Source organism: Bordetella ansorpii (genome assembly GCF_900078315.1).
Taxonomy (GTDB): Bacteria; Pseudomonadota; Gammaproteobacteria; order Burkholderiales; family Burkholderiaceae_B; genus Bordetella; species Bordetella ansorpii.
Window position 1 is genome coordinate 78380 of the sequence record NZ_FKBS01000025.1, and the last position, 20071, is coordinate 98450.

The window sequence follows — 20071 nt, forward strand, 5'->3', positions numbered from 1 at the left end:
CTTATTTCCAATTGTTTTTGCCACTATTTCACGCATTCCTGCTGTCATACGCCGGCACTAGATTCGTACGCGGTCCACCCCGGAGCCCGCCATGAATCTCTCGACGTTCCACATCGCCACCTTCAATCTGTACAACCTGAACCTGCCCGGCCTGCCGATCTACGACACGGACAAGGATGGCTGGTCGCAGGAGCAGTACGACATGAAGATCGCCTGGACGGCGCACCAGATCGGCCTGATGCAGGCCGACGTGTTCGGGTTCCAGGAACTCTGGCATGCCCAGGCACTGACGGATGCCCTCGAACGCATCGAGGCCACCGACCAGTACGACGTGCTGACGCCGCCCGATGCGGATGGCGGCAAGATCGTCTGCGCGGCCATCGTGCGCCGCGGCCTGCTGGTGGGCGAACCGGACTGGATCGAAGACTTTCCCGACGACTTCATCCTGCAATCGCAGGGCGACGATCCGCAGACCCCGCTGATCGAGGTGAACATTTCGGGGTTCTCGCGGCCGGTGCTGCATTTCGTGGCGCGGCCGCACGAGAAAAGCCCCGACGTGCATTTCTACGTCTGCCACTTGAAGTCGAAACGGCCCACCGAGGTCTACAACGAAGACTGGTACAAGGCCGACAAGACGCATTACTCCAAGCACGGCAACGCCTTGGGCAGTGCACTATCCACCATTCGCCGTACCGCCGAGGCGGCCGCGCTGCGCTACCTGCTGACCGAGCAATTGAAGAACACCGACGTGCCGGTAGTGGTGCTGGGCGACATCAACGACGACCAGCACAGCAACACGGCCAACATCCTGACCGAGCAGCCGCGCTATCTGATGGGCGATGCGCAGGGCGGCGGCGACGTGGCGCTGTACACCGCGCAGACCCTGCAAGAGTATCGGGACACGCGGGACGTCTACTACACCCACGTTTTCCAGGATCAGCGCGAATCACTGGACCAGATCCTGGTCAGCCAGGAGTTCTACGACCACAGCCGCAAGCGCATCTGGATGTTCGACGGCATGCTGGTCAACAACGACCACCTGAACTTCGACAACCACAAGACCAGCGGCACCAACGACCACGGCATCATCCGCGCGTCGTTCAAGTACCGGCCGGCGAAGTAGCAAGGACAGCCGACGCGCGGCCAACGGAGCGATCCGCGTCCGTCAGGCCGCGCGCAGAGACTCCCCGTCCGCACAGGTACCCCGCAGCCTGGCCGCGCAGTGGTCCAATGCCTGCCGCACCAGCGTGTCGACGTTGCGCGTGGACAGGCCATAGGTTTCGGCCACTTCGGCGCGCGTACGCTCGGCCACACGCACGTCAAACAGCACGCACTGGTGGCGGTATGGCAAGTCCACCAGGGCGCGCTCCAGCCGGGCGAGCACCGAGCGCGCCTCGGCCGTTTGCGCCGGCCCCGGCTGGGGATCGGGCAAGGCAGCCTCGTCCTCCAGGTCTTCCCACGACACGATGCGGCGTTCGGTGCGCAACTGGTCCAGCGCCAGATTGCGCGCCACCCGGTAGACATAGGCATCGGCATTGCGCACCCGCAGCGTGGGCGCCATATCGCCCAGCTTCAGCCAGGCATCGTGCAGGCTGTCGCTGGCGCGGTCCGTACAGCCCAGGTCGTGCGCCAGCCGACGGTGCAGGGTGCGGTAATGCGCTTCCAGATGGCAACGCAGCCCGGCCGCATCCAGGCCGGCGCCGGCTTCGGCCGAGACATAGCCCGCCTCTTCGGCGAATTCAGCAAAGAAAGGAACGCGCATGTCCATGCGTGGCATCCTCGTGTGTACAGACCTTGCCGCTTCATCGGCAAACCCCGCCCCTGCCTGTCCACGCGGGACAGGAGGGAGAGCTTGGATAAAAGGACGATTGGCTACTGGCCTTGCTGCAACTGACGCTGCTGCCGGGCGCTGACGTACTGCTGCTGCTCGGGGTAGACCTGGTCCCCTTCGCCCACGACCTGCAACAGGCTGGCGGCGTGGTAGGCCCGGGCGTTGACCGATGCCTCCGGCGACGACGGTGCCTGCCGCGGCGCGCCTTCGGGGCGCACGGGGTCGTTGCCGAAGCCCAGCACCTGCACGCTGATGATGGACGGCAGCGACTGGCGGGCCGCCGCGCGGCTGCGCGCCACCGAATCCTGCGCCGCCTCGGCCGCCGCCGTGGACGCCGCGCTGGCATTGGTCAGCGCGCCGGTGTTGACCACCGCCGCCACCGGGATGCCCGTGGCGTCGCCCTGCACCTGGATGTTGGCGGCGTTCACCACCGTCAGCGCGGCGATGTTGATGTTGCCCGAGGCGCGCACGCCCGCCTCGCCGGCGTCGATGGTGCCCAGGGGCGCGATCAGGTCGATGTCGCCGCCCGGCACTTCGGGAATCGGCGCCAGCGAGGCGATACCCGCGCCCGTGCTGGGCACGACCGGCGAAACCGTCACGTTGCCGAAGGCGTCGTAGGTGCGGCGCGGCGGCGTGTAGACCACGGTGGTCTTGCTGCCCCGGCCCGCGTTGATGTCGCCCGTGGCAGACCAGGCCATGATATTGCCGCCGAAGGTGGTCATGATGCGGCTCTGGCCCAGCAGGATGCTGTCGCGTGAGAACAGTTCGATGTCGCCTTCGCCCTGGGTGATGACGCCCGCCGTGGACGGTGGCGCCGTGCCTTCGATGCCGTACAGCTGCTGGCCGCCCGGCGTCAGCACCTGGATGCCGCCGCCGCCCAGCGTGCGGATGCCCGCGCCGCCGTACATGGTGACGCTGCCCGAATACGTGGCGCTGGCGGGGAACAGCGTGTCGATGGCCTCGCGGCTGCGCAGATAGCTGCCGAAGCGCGGACCCTCCTCGTCGTTGTACTCGCGGCCGCCCGCCTTGATCTCGGCGAAGTACAACTGGCGTGCGTAGATGCGCTGTTGTTCGGCGGGCAGTGCGTCGAAGTAGGCGCGCGCGCCCTCCTCGCTGTCCGCGTAGCCGAAGCGCGTCTGCAGCCAGTTCACCAGATGCAGCTGGCTGGCGTCGCGGTAGTCGTTGGCCAGGATGCGGCGCGGCTGCGAGGTGTCGGCGTCGCGCTTGGCCTGCTGGTCGGCCAGATAGGCCTCGGCGCCCGCCTCGTCACCGGTGTAGCCGTACTGCTCCTGCAGCCACTGCGCCAGCGTCAACTGGCCCGCATAGGTGCGCACCGCACTGCCCGGCTGATCTGCCAGCGGACGGCCGGCTTCGGCCTGGCGCGCCGGATCCAGATAGCGCGCCAGCAAGCTGCCGTAGTCCGGACCTTGCGCCCCCGCACCGGCAACGACGGCGATCGACGCGCCCCGCATCGGCGGCGCGCTGGCATCGATGCTGCCCAGGCTGGTGAACGCGCTTTCCTGGTAGACGTCGCCGACGCCCGGACCCGCTGCATAGACGTTGCGGCCCGCCACGACTTCCAGTTGGCCGGGGCCCGCCACCTCGAAGGTGCTGAGCAGGATGTCGCGGCCCGCCGACACCAGCGAGACGTCGTCCTCGCGGCTGTGCACGATGAGGTTGCCGCGTGAAGTACCGGGGCTGCGCGTGTCTATCACGCCGCCCTGGGCCTCCGTCGTGCCAGTGCCCAGCGGCATGCCGGCATTGACGATGTCCCGGCCCGCGATCACGCGCAACGGGCCACTGCCCTGGTAGACCGTCAGATTGTTGTCCTGCGCGAACGTCAGGATCTCGCCGGTGCGCAGGCCGATGATGTCGCCCTGCATGGCATAGAAGCGCACGGGTTGGCGCACGTCGCCCGGTTGCAGGCTGTACTGGTCCACACCGAAAGTGAACAGTCGCGAGGTGTCGCTGGCGGGGACGTCGCTGGCGTAGTTGTCGTACTCAGGATTGGAGAATGATCCCTTGAAACCGGCAAAGGCCGGACGCAGCGGGTTGGCCACGTCATCCGGGTTGCCACCTGATTGCGTGATCGCATGTCCCGCGGCATAGATGGAATCCCCCGCAATCAACTGCAACTGGCCATTCACCGACGGCGCGGTCACCATGGAGGTACTGCTGTCACCGCTGCGGCCCAGCGCGGCGCCACCGTAGTACAGGCTGCCCGCCGGTGCGGTCGCGCGCAGGATGGCGGGAACGTAGAAACGCGCGCCCGACACGGGTGTGTTGACGCTGTTGGCGACGGTCAGAAACGGCGTCATGTTGCCGCCCGCGCTCATCAGGTCGATCGCCGTGGCGTCGGTCCACAGCGAGAACGTGCTGGTGCCGCCGCCCGCGTACAGGTTGCCCTTGCCATCGTCGAACGGCGTAGTGTTGCGCATCCGCACCCGGCCCGCGTCACCCGTGCCTTGCACCACCAGATCGCCACGCGTCTGCAGGCTGACAGTGGCATCGCCCGGCATCAGGGTCACGCCGCCCTGGGCGGTGGCCGTCGTGGACGTGAAGGCCTGGTAGGCGCGGGATTCCTTGCCGTTGTGGCTGGCGGCGTAGCTGCCGAAGGTCAGCGCCAGCGTGCCGATGGAGCCGGCCTGCGCGTTCAGGTTGCCGCGCAGGTTGACCAGCACGCCGGACAAGTCGCTCAACGACGATACGACGTTATTGCCCGACTGCAAGGGATTCAGGCCGCCGCCCACGCGCACGTCGATGTCGCCGCCGCCGGTCAGCACCAGCGAGCCGTCGGGGGCCACGCGGCCCGTGCTGCCGATGGCCAGATTCAGCGCACGGTTCTGTTGCGTCGTGCCGTCGCCCAGTTGGCCGTAGCCGGTCACGATGCCGGCATCGCCCTGTACGCGCAGGTCCAGGTTGCCACCGCCCATCGTGCCGATACCGGTGAAGCCCGTCACGAAAGGCGCGTCGTCGTTACCGCCGCGATCCTTCGTGAACGCGCCGAAGTTGATCCACCACGCGGTCGGCAGTTCCTCGCCGCCATCGGTGCGCGTGCCGGTGCCCTGGCGCCACAGCCAATTTCCCACGGCGTTCGACGGCATCTGTGCGCGATACCCGACACCGGCATTGCCCTTCGTGGTCAGGCTGTTGCCCAGCAGATCGCCGCCGGCCGAGACCAGCACGTTGCCGCCTTGCTCGGGATACCAGGCAGCATAGAGGCCGCCTTGCGCGATCTGCTGCGCCAGGTGCTCGTAGTCCGTGCCGTTGGGGCCCAGCTTCGATGACAGGGTCCACGGCGAGACCAGTGCGCCGTCGAAGCCCCCGCGCGTCAATTGATACGCATCCGAGGCGCCCGGCGCGGCCAGCGAGGCCGATTGCGCGCCCGCGGTGTAGATGCCGTAGAGCGAGTCGACACGAACGTCGCCGCCGGCGATCAGGTCCAGGTCGCCGGCGCCCGTGCGCATCACACTGAACAGTTGCGTATCGGGCGTGACGACCAAGCGGGCGGGCTCGGGCTCAAGAGCAACCGGCAGGCACCAACCCAGTTCGATGCAAAAAGCGAGATCCGCTTCCGTGACGTCCGTGCCGGGTTCGCCGATACCCTGAACCTCGCCGCTGGCCCACACGTACTTGACCTGAGGCTGGGCAGGCGCTTCGATACACCAGCCCAGCTCAATGCAGAATGCGAGATCCGCCTCTGTGACGGCCGTGCCCGGCTCGCCGATCCCCTGCACTTCTCCGCTGGCCCACACGTACTGCTTGGGGTTCGGATCGAACAGTTCGCACCAGCCCAGGGCCACGCAGAACTCGAGATCCACGTCATCGACGCGCGTACCCGGCTCGCCAATCCCCTGCACCTCGCCACTGGCCCACACGTAATAAGGCGCCTCGGGGCCCCCTCCACCCACCGTCTCGCGCGACCCAATGAAATGCGGATCCGAGAAGCGCAACGACGCGTTCGTGGCATCGGGCCGGGTCAGGCGATTGTCCGCCGCCCCGGTATCCGCGCCCGCCACCAGGCGGATGGACCAGGACTGCGTGCCTTGCGGCAGCAGCGTGGCGATGGCCCAGTTGCGGCCCTGCTGGCCGTTGGCGTCCTCGGGCCGCAGGTTCACCACGTCCACGCCTTGCGGCAGCTTCACGTCCGTATCGGCCGGCAGCCGCGAGCCCACGGCCAGCGCCAGCTCGCCGCGCTGCGTCAGGCCGAACGTGGGCAGCGCCACGCCCTCGGGCCAGATGCCGCCCAGCACCGGCACGTCCATGCTCAGGCGGGTGCCCGCCCCCAATCGAGATCCCGCCGGCAAGTTCGCCGCATCGGTCAGCAGCGTGCCTGCGGCATACAGTAGCGCGCCATCCGGGCCATGGATATCGGCCTGCAGCAGAGTACCCGCGCCCAGGCTGATGCCCGCGGACAGCGTCAGCGTCGTCGGCATCTCCAGGCCAGCCGCCAGCGTGAAATCCGCGAACGGCAGCGCGAAATTCAGCGTACGGCCCGCCGGATAGAACGTGCCCTCGGCCAGCGTCACGCCGTCGATCGGAATGACCACCTCGTTGCCGAAGGGCTGCACGCCCGGAATCAGCAACCAGCCCTTGCCATCCGTACGCGTCTCGGTCGTGGCCAGGTCGGGCGGCATGAAGCCGTCGGTGATGCTGCCCATCACGTCCAGGTTGCCACCGGCACGCAGCACCAGGTTGCCCGATTCGCCAGAGCCGTACACGGTGGTCAGCGGCGTGCGCGGATTGACACTGGTGTAGCGGTAGCCCGACAGGTCCACGTCGCCGCGCACCATCAGGTCGCCCTGAGTCACGATCTCCACGCCCGGGCGCAGGTGGAAGGCCTCCCGGTACCGGTCGTCGTTCAGTCCGGCAAGCTTGCCCTGCATGAGCGAAGCATTGCCCAGCGCGGCGTCGATGAACGCCACGCTGTCCAGATGCTTGGCGTCCAGGTAGCCCTGGTCGATGTACTGGTACGGATTGCCGTCGGCATTGAGACCCGACCCCGCATACGCATCGGTATAGCGCTGCGTGCCCAGCACGATGATGTCGCGCGCGCCCTGGATGTCCAACGCGCCGCGCGCGTCGATGGCGATGTCGCCCAGGCGCGGCTGGGTCTGGTCCAGCCGTGGCGCGTTCAGCGTCAGCGTGCCGCGCGCGCGGCCGTCGGCCAGGCCCGAGACATCGTCCGTGCCATGGCGCAGGTCGATACGCGCACCATCAGCCAGTGTCAGCGTGCCCTGGCGCGTGGCCAGTTCGACGGTGGCGCGGTTGGGACTGTCGATGATCTTGCCGTAGCTGTCCACGCGCAGCACCGTGCTGTGCGCATCCAGCAGTGCCGTACCGGCGATGGTCAGGTTGTGTCCCGCCGCCAGGCGGATGCTGCCCACGCGCTCGCCGCTGGCGTCGATGCGGCCTGCAACGGTCAGGCTGCCGTTGTCCACCGACACGTCGATCCTGCCGGCGCGCAGCTCATCGCCGATGACGAGGTCGCCCTGCTTGATCTGGAAGCTGCGGGCGCCGAAGACGGCATCGCGCGTCAGGCGTTCGTTCAACGCGCTGAAGTCGGCGATGGTCTGCGCGCGCACCGTGATCTCGGCGCCGCTGTACGGCACCCAGGTGCCGCCCGCGTCATAGCGGCCGCTGGCCGAACCCAGGATGGCGCCCTGCAGGTCGATGCGGCCCGCGCCTGCGCCCAGGGCAAGCGCCTGCAGCGTGCCCGCGCGGTGATGCTGTGCGCTCAGGTCGATGCGCGACGCGGCTTCCTGCGCGATGTTGCCCGTGCGGCTTTCCAGGATCAGGTCGCCGCCCCAGCTGTATTGCGTCACGTCGTGCAGCGCCAGCGTGCGGCCCGCCAGGTCCAGCATGGCATTGGCGCCCAGCGTCAGGTCCTGTTCGGCGCGCACGGTCAGCTTGCCGCTGGGCAGGCGCATCGTGCCGTCCAGGACCACCTGTTGGCCGGCCAATACCAGTTCGGCGCCCAGGTCCAGGTTGCCGTCGGCATTGCCGCTCACGGCGGGCTGGCCCGTGTAGCGCAGCGTGCCCCCGGCCGTGATGTTCTGCACCGAACCGGCTTCGCCCGTCCATAGCGGCGCCACCACGTTCAGGTTGCCGCCGCTGTAAGAGAAGCCGCTGCCTTCCACATAGGCGCCGCGCGACTGGTAGACCGACATCCCGCCCTTCAGGTCGCCCGTGATGCGTTCGGCTGCGGTCAGCGTCACGTCGGTGAAACCCAGCGTCATGCGCTGCTGGTCGTCGAGCTTGTCGGTCGTGGTATTCGGGCCAGGGCCGAACACGATGGTGTCGGCGTACACGTCCAGCTTGCCCAGGCCCGTGCCCGCGCCGCCCGCGACGATGGCGCCAGGCGTGCCCGTCAGGTTGGTCCAGACCAGCGAACCCGTGCGAATCACGGCCCGCTCGTCGGCGGCGCCCGCGCCGTAGAACGCCGGCGCTCCCAGCACCAGGCGGTCCAGGGTCGAACGACCCGTCGCCGCGTCGAGGGTGTTCAGCTCGACGTCGCCATAGAAGCCGATGGACTGGCTGGCCGATAGCGACAATTCTTCCAGGGCCGGCGCGCCGCTGGCGGCATCGCCGCGCAACAGGCGCTCGATGACCTGCTGGTTCAGCGTCAGGCCGCCGGGCAGCGCATTGCGCAATGCCGCGTCGGCCAATGCGGCCTGCGTGCCCACGTTGATCGTGCCCACGGCCAGCCCCAGCTTGCGCGCGCCGAAACGCACGCTGTCGCCCAGCTCGAAAGTGTTATCGGTGGCCAGCGCCAGCGTGCCTTCGGCATACAGCTCGGTCTGGCCCGTGCAATCCTGGCCGGCGCAGCCGCCGATCAGGATCTTGGCGGGTGCATCCAGCGCGCCTGGCAGTCCGGGCGTGGGCGGCAGGATCTCCAGCCAGCCGTTGGACACCGCCAGCATGGCGTTGCGCACGGGGTCATAGATGAAGCCGCTGGACGAGTCGTAGGGCGCAAGGCCCTGTCCCAGCGTGTTGATGCTGGCGCCCTGCTCGATGACGATGCTGCCATTGGTCAGGCCGCTGGCATTCATCATCACCTCGGCCGCGCGCAAGGTCGCCCCTTCACGCAACACGATGTTCTGGTAGGCAGAGCTATTGAACTGGACCAGATTGCCGCCCTGGCCGTACGTGACTACCGGCATCCTGCCGACCAACAGGCGCGGCGCATGCAGGGCATTGAGATCCGCCACGCTCAGCGATGCGCCGATGAACCCGTCCGTGCGCATCCGCCCTTCGGGCAGGATTTCAAGCTGGCGCGTATCGGCCAGGATCGATACCGTGCCGCCCAGGCCATTCTTGCCCGGCGTGAAGTCGGCGATACCGTCGAAGCGGAACGTTTCTTCGGGCGACAGGCCCGAGCCCACCGACAGCACCAGGGAGCGCGCGTCCGCCTCCAGCATCGCGCGCGGTACGCCCTTGAGTGCGGCATCGGCATGCACGAAATCGGCGTACGACGTCTCGTTGTACTGCGAGTAGCGCCGCACCGTGTCGGCCGGCGTCACGATCAGCGAACGCGCGATGGCGTCGCCGATGCCGGTGCCCCGCACCGACAGGCTGCCCGACGTCGCCCAGGAGCCGTTGCGCATCTGGATCACGCGGCCCAGGCCTTGCGCCGCGCCATTGAGTTCGACGCGGAACGCGCCCGGCATCAGCGCATAGGTGGACGGCATCAGCGTGTACGTGCCCGCGGGCAGGCCCGGCACACCGGCGCCGATCGTGACCTGCTGGCCGATAGCGGGATCGACGGCGCCGCGTTCGCCCAGCACGGGCGCCACGGCCGCTTGCACGCCCGGCACGATGGCGTAGACCGGATTGCTGTCCAGCCCCGGTAGAACCAGGCCATTGGCCGTGTTCTGGATCAGCGGGTGATAACGCGCGTCGCTGGAACCGCCACGACCGGTGATGAAGCCCGCGCCACGCAGTTCGCCGCCGCCGGACAGATCGATCACCGCACCGTCCCGCACGTCGATGCTGTTCGCACCGATCCGCAGGCCGGCGAACACGCCTTCTCCGCCCATGCCATACAGCCGCACGTTGGCGCCTTCGTACTGGTAGGACAGGCCGTCCGTCGTGCCGCCATAAGGCATGAGCACGCCCGCGCCGCTGGCGCTGGTCACGCTGCCCGGCAACAGCACGATCCTGGCGGAGGTAGCGCTGCCGCCGAGGTCGATATTGCCCATGGGTGCGCGCACCACCCCCGCCTGCTCGATCGTGCCGCCCTCGAAGGCAATGCGGCCGAAGGCCGAGGCCGGCATGGCCGGCAGCGTGTCGCCGTTGCGGTCGATGCGCAGCGTACTTTGCGTGCCGGCGCGCACCGTGCCCTGGGCGTTCAGCGTGGGATAGATCTGCGCGGCGGCCAGGCGCAGGTCGCCGGGCGTCCAGAACACAGTGGTCGAGTCCTGGGACAGGGCCGCGGCCTGGCGGCCCTCCGGCGAACTCGTCAGCAGCCGGATGTCGCCGCTGCTGTCCAGGTCGGCGAACGCGAAGCCGCGGCGGTCCACGGCGCGCGTCCCGAAGTTCGACAGCGATATCTGGCCGCTGACCCCCAATTGCACCTCGTCGCGCAGGTCGATCAGGCCGGCCTGCACGCGCAGCGTGGCCTCGCTTTCCCGGCTGGAGGCCGTGCCGCGCACAACCGGACGGAACGTGATGTCCGACTGGTTGTATTTCACGGCGCCAGCCAGGCGCACATAAGGCGCGGCCAACGTCACCCGTGCATCCGGCGCGGAGGTCTCCGTCAGCGCCAGGGTGCTGGTGTACAGGCCCAGGCCCTGGCCCATGGCCAGCGACACGTCGCCATCGAAGGCGATGATGCCGTTGCTCAGCAGATTCAGGGCACCGAAGCCGCCGGACTGCACGGCATCCATGTCCAGCCGCGCCTGGCCGTAGGCCGCCTCGGCAGGCTCGCCCGCGCCATGAGCCAGCACCAGTTCACGCGGCACCAGCATGGCGTCGCTGGCCGTGCTGGCCGCCGAACGCAGCAGTTGCGGCGCATCCAGCGCCACCGACAGCGTGCCGCCCGCCGCGCCCGCGCCGCCTGCCGCCGCCCGCAGGGTGCCTTCCATCACCAGGCCGTTGTTGCTGCCCAGCGAAATGCTGCCGCCCGCGCTGGTCACGTTGACCGCCCCCTGGCCGGACACGTCGATCACGCCGCTGGCGCCATCGGCCAGCAGTTGCGCGCCACGTTCGATCACCACGAACAGGTTGGCGGAATCGGACGTGCCGGTCTCGGTATCGAGCCTGCCGCCCACCACGATGCTGCCGCCCTGCACGATCTCGCCGTAACGGCGGCCCTGCAGGTCCCGCTCGATGTTGGCGTAGCCCGATACGTCCAGCATGGCGCCGCCAGCCAGGCGGATCGCGCGCGCATGCGCGGTTTCCGTCAACGGCACGGGATCACCCTGGGCGTCGACCGGCCACATCTGCCGAATCGAAATGCTGCCGCCCTGCGCTTGCAAGACGCCGCCTACATACATCTCACCGACACCAGCCAGCGTGATGTCGTGGCCCGGATCGACATGCACCTGCGCGCCATCGCCGATACGCAGGCTCGTCGTGGCCCGCTGGGCATCGGTGCTCAATTCGGAACCCGCCTGCAGACGGATGTCGGCGCCAGCGCGCCCGTTGAGGTCAGCGGTCTTCGCGTCCGGCATCGACAACGGCGGCGTCCACACCGACAGCGCCTGTTCCGCGCCGCTGTCCACCGCATTGCGCAACACCGGCCGCGCCACGTCGATGCGCGTGCCATCGGCGACGGACAGGCCCGAGTGGCCCAGCAGCGTGTATGCGGCAAAGCCTTGCTGGAAGATGGCGGGATCGAGATGCAGCAGCCCGGCGGCGTCCGCTGGCGCCGCGCCACCGACCTGGATCCGGCCCGACTCCAGCCGCAGCGTGCCCGCGCCCGTCATCCCGTGTCCGCGCAGTTCCGCGCCCAGCACCAGGGCACTCTGGCCGGTGCCCTGGAAGGCATTGGCCGCCAGCGTCACATCGCCGCCACGGCCGCCCTGCAGCTTGCTCTTCGGCAACCACGCCGCACCCGCCGACACGTCGACCACGCTGCCTTCGGCCAGCGTCACATCGCCGCTGCCCCGCACCGACACGCTGCCGCCATCGGCGTTCGCCGAGACCATGCCGCGGCGTTCGCTGCCCTGAGGCGTCTCGCGCAGGCCACTGGCATCCAACGTCACGCCCTGCGCGACCTTCACCCACGGCGTCCCCTGCGCCGCGTCGCCATTGATGACCGTGTCCCCAACGACGGTGTTGCCGCTGTCCACCTGATTCAGCACGTTGCCCAGCTGGATGCTGCCGCTGCGCGCCACCAGATCGGCCCGCACGTCGACCTGCGGCCCGAACAGCACGATGTCGCCGCCGTCGGCCATTTGCAATGTCCGGTTCACGATGATCGAGCCACGGGTCGCCAACCGCACCGAGCCCAGGCCGAAGCTGTTGAGCTGTGTGCTGTCCAGGTACAGCGTTCCCTGCCGCGATTCCGGCAACACGCCGTCCAGATCCAGCCCATCGGCCACGCGCTGATCCACCGCGCCGACAACGATGTTGCCGACGGTGGCCGCCGACGCGTCCAGCGCATAGCCCAGGCGGCCCTCCTCCTTGTAGTAGTAAGGCGTGTACGACCCCACGATCAGCTGCGCGCGGCGCGCAACGGCCTGGGTGCCTTGCTGATAGCCGTCCAGGCCGGCCTGCGCTGCCCGCGACTGGCGTGCGCCCTGATACGTATCGGAGACGAGATCGCCCTCGAGAACCGCTCGCGACGTGCCGATCACCAGCGTGCCGGCATCGCGGCCCACGGTGTAGCCGGCCTCCCAGCGGCGGCTGGGCGCAATCAGCGGGCTGTAGTAGCTCGTCGTCACGCCCCAGCGTTCGCTGGTGCTTTCATAGCCCTGGTACAGGCCGTCGTACAGCATGTCGCCCGGCGCGCGCGACACCTCGTAGAGGCCGCCGTTGGCGCCGCGCAGCCAGCTCATCGGCAGATAGCCAGCCTGCACGTCCAGGGTGCCGCCCGACAGGTTGATCTGGGATCCCGCCTGCGTGACGACCTCCGCGCCCTCGAAGCGCACGATGCCGCCCGACGACAGCCACTCACCAGTGGCATGCGCCTGCGTGCCCAGGTAGCCGCCTACTTCCAGCAGGCCGCCAGCGGTATACCAGCGATCATTGGCATAGCCATTGGTGCCCGCGGGCACGTACACCAGGTCGCGCACGTCGACCCACACGTCCGTACTGTTGAGATTGCCCGAATCCCGGTTGACCGAGGCGTCGCGTTGCTCGTTGCCCTGGATGTTGACCTTGATGGCGTTGGACTCCATCGCCACGGCCACGCCGATGGCGCCCGCCACGTCGATGATGGCGCCGTCTCGCACCAGCGTGCGTGCATTGGCTTTCACCGCCACCTGGCCACCGGTGGCCAGCGTCAGCGAACCGCCCTGGAAATCGACCGTTCCGGCGCTCTGGATCTCCACGCGCGACAGATCGCGGCGATCCAGTCCCGCCGCCTGCAGCGCCGCCGAGGAAGACGTGGCCGGACCGAGCAGCGAATCGCGCTGGCCGTCCAGCGCGCTGGCGTTGGCGCCATCGACCAGGATGGCGCTGGCGCTGCCGTCCGCCAGCGTGACACGGCCGGCATCGGTCTGGCCCGCGGGGCTCACCGCGTTCAGGTGGATCGTGCCGCGCGTGTTCACCGTGGTGCTGGACAGCGCCGCGCCCGCCTGCGTCACGTCGCTGCCGGTCAGCGTGATGTCGCCGGTGGGCGAGACGATCAGGCCGCGGTTGATGACGGTCCCCGCGCTGCTGCCCGCCAGCACGCTCGCCGCGACCTCATTGCCACGCGTGGTCGAGGCGGCGTTCGCCGTCGAACTCTGTCCGCGGCTGATGACGAAGCTGTCGCCCGCCGCCAGCGTGGTCTGCCCGCCCGGCGTGTAGATGTGTCCGGCATTCTCGACCTGGCGTCCCGCCAGCAGCACATAGCCGCCGCCCTCCGTGCTGGACGATGGCGCCGCGGTGCTGATCCGTGCGCCCGCCTGCACCAGCACGCGGGCCTGGTCGCCCACGGCGCTGAAGGTCGGCGTCGTGCTGTTCAGGCTGTACAGGCCGCGGTCCAGGAACTGCGCCTGCAACGCATCGTCGGTCCTGGCCGCCGCCGCCACCAGATTGCGCACATTGACCTGGCTGGTGCCGCTGAACACCACGCCGTTCTGGTTGACCACCATGACCGTGCCAGCCGCCTGGATGGAACCCTGGATCTGGCTGGGCCGCGTATCGCCCTTGACCACGTTCAACACCGCATCGGTAGCGGCCTGATTGAAGGTCAGGTCGGTATTGCGGCCCACGTTGAAGCTTTGCCACTCCAGGATGGCGCGCGGCTTGTTCTGCGTGATGGCGACGGCGTGGCGGCCATTGGCCCCCATGCCCGGCGCACTGATCGCACTGGCATCCCAGCGGCCATCGGCCAATGGGTTCAGGCCATCCACGCCCACGCCGTCACGCACCCAGGCTTCGTTGTTCGCATTGGCGCGGCCCGCGCTCTGCGCCGCCTGCTGCGCGGCGATCACGTTGGCGGTGCGGTTCAGGTTGGCCAGCGACCGGGACAGCTGTTCACGCGACTGCGCCTGCTGGCGCGCCGCGGACGGCAGGGACGCCGCATTGGGCGCGGCGGAACGCTGGCTCGCGCGGACCGAGTCCTTGGCCCCGGTGGCAAACCAGGCGCCGCCGGCCTGCTGTGCATGCGCGGTCGAGATGACGCCACCGGCCGCCAGTGCCAACGCCACGGCCCGCGCGGTGGGCGCCAACATGAAATGCCGTTTGCCACGCGGCGAAACCCGTTGCGTGCCCGCAGTGCTGATAACCATGTCGATCCCTGTCGATGCTTGCTTCGCGGCCGACGCAGAACGCCTGGCCTATGGAGACAAAGAGCCCGTCGCACACCCCCGCATGAACTGCGCAAGCCTGGCTCCCTTTATCTCTACACGAGCGGGCGGATCGGAACCTGCAGTTTTTCTGCGCCGGTCTCGCGCATGGCGTGTGCTTTCCATTGCGCAGGCCGCATGCAACACCGCGCCCGACGGCAAGGGAAAGAAGCGTTGATGACCAGGCATGTCCTGAGCGTCCGCAAGGACGAACGCAGCCGCGCGCTCAACTCAGGATCAGTACGCCGCCCAGCGACAGCCGGGGCTGCAGATCGAACATGTATTGCAGCTGGGCAATCGCCTTGTCCGGGTCGGCAATCTGGAAATTGCCGCTGACGGGCTTGTCGCGCATCGAGCTGTTGGCCAGCAGTACGCGGCCCGGCCGATAGCGGTTGATCTCGTCGATGACCGCCGACAAGCGGGTACGGTGAAATACCAGCAGGCCACGCCGCCATGCCGAGGCCGCCTCGGCGTCGACAGGCGCGATGCCGCCGATGGCTCGATCGTCGTAGACGGTCTGTTGGCCGGCCTGCAGCGGCCGGGTGGCGGCCGGATGCCGCACTTGCACCGTCCCGTCCAGGCAGGTCACGAAGACCTTGCCGTTCAGGTAGCGCACTTCGAACCGCGAGGCATCGGCCACGCTTTGTCCGACGCCCGCCGTCACGGCAAAGGGATGCCCTCCTTGCAGATCGACGGCCGTTTCGCCCGCCAGCAGGTCCAGCCCGACCAGCCGTCCGCCCTGCATGGCGCGGCTGGCACTGGTGCGGGTGTTGAAGGTGACATCGACCCCCGCCCCCAACGCCAGCGTGCGCTGCTCGCCGGCGGCGGTGGCATAGTCGGCGCCCCACTCAGCGGCCGGACGCCACAGGCCTAGCGGCGGATGCGCGACGGCCACGCCGGTCGCGGCAAACGTTGCGCCGGCCGCGCCCAGAAAGGCACGCCGAGTATAGACACGCCGGACCTGAGCCCGCTCGTACGCAGCCACCATGCCCGGCTTGCCGCCGGCCAGCATGCCGGCCGTGGAGCCCAGGGCTTCCCACAGTTGCCTGGCCTGTTCGCAGGCCGCCTGATGCTCGGGACTGGTGGCGCGCCAGGCCTCGAAGGCACGCACCTCATCCCGCGTCACCCGGCCCAGCGACAGGCGGCGCAGCCAGGCCAAAGCCTCGCGCCGCAATGCGTCGGGCGTGGCCGCGGAGAGATCAGAGGACATGGCGCTGGGTTTCATGAGATCGCGCCACGCGCGAAAAAACGGACTTCCATATCTATACACGAGTGGGCGAAGCAAAACCTGCAGATTATTTTTGGGTCTCGCCGAAGAATTCGGCCAACCGTTCGTGGGCGCGCTTCAGTTCGGTATCCACCGTGCGCACGGAGATCTTCAACCGGCGGGCGATTTCCTCGCGCGTCAGGTCTTCCCAGTGCGCCATCACCAGAATCACGCGGCGCCGTTCCGGCATGTGTTCGACCTGCCTGAGCAGAATGCCCAGGTCCAGCCTGGCCTGGGCCGTACGGGCGGGCCCCGGCGCAGCATCCATGTGCTGGTTCAGCGCGGACTCGACTTCCTCTCCTGTGGCGTATAGCGTTTCCCGGCGCTGGCCATCCACGGCGATGTTCAGGGCGACCCGCATCAGATAAGCGCCGGGGCGTTCGCGCTCGGGCAATGTCTCCATGCCCTGCAGGCGCACCCAGGTGTCGTGCAGCGCGTCGCTTGCCATGTCGGCATTGCCCAGGCGGCGGGTCAGGCTCGACTTCAGGCTGGCGTAGCGCCGCGTGAAGTAATCGAGCAGGCTTGGCGCGCTCATGGCGCGCCCAGGACCGGCGCGCCGCATGGCAATGGCGTGCCGGGCGCGGCTGGCCGCAAGGTGAACAGGTACGGCACATTGGCCGAGGCGGGCGGCGGCGAGGAGGTGCGTACCTGGCGCAGCGTAGCCAGCAGTACGGCATCGCGCTGCGCATCGCCGGAGGAACCGACCAGCGAGGCCTGTGCCGCCCTACCCCGGGCATCGACGGCCACGCGGAACATGGCTTCGTAATCACCGGGCGCGGTACGGGCGTCGCGGCACAGCGCCTGCATGACGCTGGCGTGCAGCCGGGACAGATATCCCGTTACGCGGGCAGACCCCGCTGACACGGACAGGCCGGTGCCCGCGGTCGAAGGCGATGGCGTGGCGCGCCGCAAACGGTACACGCCGCCGTCGGCGTCCCCGAGTTTTTCCACGACGACGCCCGTGCCTTGCAGCAGCTGCCGCAAGGCATCGTGCGGCGAATAGCGTCCCTGCACGGAGGCCGAGTACAGTCCCATGGGCAGATCGCTCGGATACAGGGCAGGCAGACGGGTTACCGCGCCGTATTCGTTCAGCGCCGCTTCCAGCGGTTGGGCGGGAATGTCGAAATCGACCAGGACGTCAGGCGGGGAAGCGCCCGGCTCCGTGGCCGCCAGTACGGAATCCAGCGGCGCGGCAGCCATCAGACAGGCCCAGCCCAGTATCAGGCCAGCGCTTCGGGCCACCCGCGTGGCCCCGGGCGTGCCGGTTGCCGCGCCATGCATGCACAGCCCTCGCGCCCAGGCCGCAGCTTGGCGGAGGGCGAGACGGACCCCGGACAGGGCGACAGAAGCATTGGACAGGCTGGACACGGATGGCGGCCCGCTGCACGGAACCTGTAGAGATACCCACGAAAGCGTGCATGGTCGCCGGGAAAAGTGACATGCAGGTTACATGCGGTGACTACAGCGGGTATCCAGACAGATTTCGCGGGGATCAGGCCCGCGCGCGCTCCTGGCGCAACTCCTCGTACACCGCCTCGGTGCCCTGCACGAACATGCCCAGCGAGAACTCGCGCAGGCTGCGCTGGCGCGCTTCCGTTCCCATGCGGGCCAGCATCTGCCGATCGTCCAGGACGTCGGACAACGCCTGGGTCACCGCCTTCGGCGTACGCGACGGCACGATCCAGCCGTCGCGGCCTTCCGTCACATTCTCGGGCAAACCGCCCACGCGGCTGACGATGACGGGCTTGCCCATCGCCATCATTTCGCGACAGGCGAACGAGATGGTCTCTTGATGCGACAGCACGAAGCCCATGTCCAACGCCGCAATGAAGGGGCGCACATCCTGCAGCAGCCCGACGAAGATGACGTTGTCGGCCATGCCCAGCGCGCGGACCCGCTCGTGTTGCGCAGCGGTGGGCGGCTGGCCCGCCAGCAGCACGAACACCTTGCGGCGTTTCTCTTCCGGCAGCTCGGCCACGGCTTCGACCATGTCGATCCAGCCCTTGTAGTCGGGCGTGCCGGCATTGCTGCCCACCAGCAGCGCGTCCTCGTCCGCCTGCGGCACGAGCTTGCGCCGGGCGGCTTGCACGACGCCGGCATCGGCCGGACGGTAGTGATCGGTGTCCACGCCGTTGTGCACCACGCGCAGGCCGGAATTGCCATAGGGCGACGCGGACAGCGCGCGGCGGGTGTACTCGCACACGCACACCACGCGATCCGTGGCCAGGCGGGCGCGGATCAGGTTGCCGGCACTGCCGGCCCACAGATCGTTGTGCTTGGTATAGACCACCCCCGGCCGGCGGCGGCCCATGCCCAGGATGGCCAGCATCACCAGCCGGTGGTCCGACGAGCCGTTGACGTGCACCACGTCGAAATGTTCGCGTCGCAGCAGGCGGCGAAACCTCAGGCATTCCCGCCACATGCGGCTGACCCGCGACGAGAACGGCACGGCGACGGCCCGCAACGCGGCGGACTCACTGGCGCGGGCGAACAGGCGGCTGGACGCCGGCGCGGCCACCGTGACCTCGTGCCGCGCGGACAGGGCATTGGCCAGGGTCATGACATAGGTCGTGTGCCCCCCGCCGTCGCCGCCATGAAAATTGGTGTACAGAATCTTCATGGACGGACTGCGTCTACCGCCGGGGAATCCGAATGCGGGACGCCGCCCGCCTGGAAATGGCGGGACGCAATCAACGTCCGCCAATCGATCTTCGGAAAGACGTCGTCGCCCAGAGCGCTATCCATGGACAGGTTGTAGACCTGCACGCCACGGTTGCGCAGCAGCACGCTGGCATCGCGGAAAGCCGGTTCGATATGGCCGGCGAACTGGCGATCCAGGGCCGTGCCCAGCCGGTCTTTCTCGGTTTCGTAGAAACGCGGCTGGCTGGCGGCGTTCTTCATGTCCAGCCCGTGTATGTAGATGCGCCCGAATCCCAGCCAGACCAGGAACTGCAAGGCGCTGTAGGCCACGGTGCCCGCGCCGAACAGCCCGCGCCGCACGTCCAGGCTGAAGCCGTGCGCATGCACGGGCCGGTAGGCGTCGAACAGGATGAGATCAGGATCGCCGCGCAGTTGTTCGGTGAGTTGCTCGGGTGTGGGCCGCGGCTGCATCGTGCGCTGGTGCACTTCCTCGAACACGGCCAGGCGGCAGGCGATGCGCCGGGCCGGCACGTTCAGCGCAATCCACTTCACGGCCTCGGGGGTGGTGAACAGCAGCAGATCCTGACTGAGAATCTGCTCGACCATGTGGCGGCGCCGGCTCATGAACCCGGTGTCCAGCATGGCGTAGTAATTGAATTTCAGGTCGGGAAAACGCGCCTGCAGCGCAATCGATCCGTTGACCCCCATGACGTTGCCCAGGTCGAGCAACGAATAGTCGATCTGGGCGACGGAGGGTCCGCTGAGGATCAGATGGCACGATTGGCCGGGATGGCGCGGCACCTCATCCAGGTCGATCAGCGCTGGCGAATAGGGCGTGCCACGGATCCGGCATTCGATCAGGCGCGCGCGCTCGTCGCGGCGGACAGCCACCAGCGGCCAGAATGCCTGGTTATGGCGCATGGCGCGCGGGTGGGTGTAGCGATAGGCATACCGCAACAGCCGGGTCACCGGGCGTGAGGCCAGAAGTCGATTCAGCATGGCTCCGAATGCGGCGAAAAGGTGCCGGCAAGTATAGCTTGCTCACGTTTTGGCACGTTTTCCGAGCGCGCCTTCAGGCGGCGTTACATCGGCATACAGCACGGCGGCGGCCAACCATTGCAGCGCGTTGCAAACGCCCCACGGCAAAGCGGGATTGGAGTCTCATGAATGCGAGGAGCCCGGAAACGGCGGCATCACGGGAAGGCCACCGTCCCAGGGCTTCACAGCGAGACAAGGAGCTCAACATGCGCAAGCTGAAACTGACCATGATCCTGGCCGCCCTGGCGCTGACCCTGCACGGCTGCATCGTCGTGCCGGGGCATCGCCATCATCACCACCATGACCATTACCGCTACTACAACCAACGCTGACAGCCTGGACCAGCAAGGTCGC

At 68.3% G+C, this 20071-nt stretch carries 9 protein-coding genes; 2 read left to right on the forward strand and 7 right to left on the reverse strand.

Features of this window, described 5'->3' with window-relative positions:
• Positions 1-91 precede the first annotated feature (91 nt).
• Positions 92-1123: an endonuclease/exonuclease/phosphatase family protein gene (locus A7W11_RS18080; protein WP_066416532.1), complete on the forward strand. Its 1032-nt coding sequence runs from the start codon at positions 92-94 to the stop codon at positions 1121-1123.
• Between the two features lie 42 nt (positions 1124-1165).
• On the opposite strand, the gene A7W11_RS18085 is transcribed toward A7W11_RS18080, so the two are convergent.
• The 7 genes from A7W11_RS18085 to A7W11_RS18115 form a co-directional block, all read right to left on the reverse strand.
• Positions 1166-1768, reverse strand: a complete 603-nt coding sequence (locus tag A7W11_RS18085) for an RNA polymerase sigma factor (RefSeq protein ID WP_066416535.1) — start codon at positions 1766-1768, stop codon at positions 1166-1168.
• 104 nt (positions 1769-1872) lie between these two features.
• Positions 1873-14715 (reverse strand): filamentous haemagglutinin family protein, encoded by a 12843-nt coding sequence (locus A7W11_RS18090; RefSeq protein WP_082887331.1) that lies wholly within the window; start codon positions 14713-14715, stop codon positions 1873-1875.
• Positions 14716-14998: 283 nt separating this feature from the next.
• Positions 14999-15982: a FecR family protein gene (locus A7W11_RS18095; RefSeq protein ID WP_066416540.1), complete on the reverse strand. Its 984-nt coding sequence runs from the start codon at positions 15980-15982 to the stop codon at positions 14999-15001.
• A gap of 85 nt (positions 15983-16067) precedes the next feature.
• Complete coding sequence (locus tag A7W11_RS18100) at positions 16068-16574, reverse strand: RNA polymerase sigma factor (protein ID WP_066419163.1); 507 nt, start codon at positions 16572-16574, stop codon at positions 16068-16070.
• Entirely contained in the window at positions 16571-17320 is a 750-nt protein-coding gene (locus A7W11_RS18105) for a TonB C-terminal domain-containing protein (protein WP_082887334.1), read from the reverse strand. The genes A7W11_RS18100 and A7W11_RS18105 overlap by 4 nt, the downstream gene beginning before the upstream one ends.
• Positions 17321-17531: 211 nt before the next feature.
• The gene (locus tag A7W11_RS18110; protein WP_066416548.1) at positions 17532-18659 is read right to left on the reverse strand and encodes a glycosyltransferase family 4 protein; all 1128 of its coding nucleotides are present in this window, start codon (positions 18657-18659) and stop codon (positions 17532-17534) included.
• A complete protein-coding gene (locus A7W11_RS18115; RefSeq protein ID WP_066416551.1) occupies positions 18656-19678 on the reverse strand; it encodes a hypothetical protein in 1023 nt (340 codons plus the stop codon). Before A7W11_RS18115 ends, A7W11_RS18110 begins: the two co-directional genes overlap by 4 nt.
• A gap of 245 nt (positions 19679-19923) precedes the next feature.
• On the opposite strand from A7W11_RS18115, the gene A7W11_RS29005 reads away from it, so the two are divergent.
• The gene (locus tag A7W11_RS29005) at positions 19924-20049 is read left to right on the forward strand and encodes a hypothetical protein (protein ID WP_268874737.1); all 126 of its coding nucleotides are present in this window, start codon (positions 19924-19926) and stop codon (positions 20047-20049) included.
• The last annotated feature ends 22 nt before the right edge of the window (positions 20050-20071 follow it).

Coding starts and splice junctions, on each gene's coding strand:
- A7W11_RS18105 (WP_082887334.1), bottom strand. CDS start 17,320: ATGCATGGCGCGGCAACCGGCACGCCCGGGGCCACGCGGGTGGCCCGA.
- A7W11_RS18110 (WP_066416548.1), bottom strand. CDS start 18,659: ATGAAGATTCTGTACACCAATTTTCATGGCGGCGACGGCGGGGGGCAC.
- A7W11_RS18100 (WP_066419163.1), bottom strand. CDS start 16,574: ATGAGCGCGCCAAGCCTGCTCGATTACTTCACGCGGCGCTACGCCAGC.
- A7W11_RS18115 (WP_066416551.1), bottom strand. CDS start 19,678: ATGCTGAATCGACTTCTGGCCTCACGCCCGGTGACCCGGCTGTTGCGG.
- A7W11_RS18085 (WP_066416535.1), bottom strand. CDS start 1,768: ATGGACATGCGCGTTCCTTTCTTTGCTGAATTCGCCGAAGAGGCGGGC.
- A7W11_RS29005 (WP_268874737.1), top strand. CDS start 19,924: ATGCGCAAGCTGAAACTGACCATGATCCTGGCCGCCCTGGCGCTGACC.
- A7W11_RS18080 (WP_066416532.1), top strand. CDS start 92: ATGAATCTCTCGACGTTCCACATCGCCACCTTCAATCTGTACAACCTG.
- A7W11_RS18090 (WP_082887331.1), bottom strand. CDS start 14,715: ATGGTTATCAGCACTGCGGGCACGCAACGGGTTTCGCCGCGTGGCAAA.
- A7W11_RS18095 (WP_066416540.1), bottom strand. CDS start 15,982: ATGTCCTCTGATCTCTCCGCGGCCACGCCCGACGCATTGCGGCGCGAG.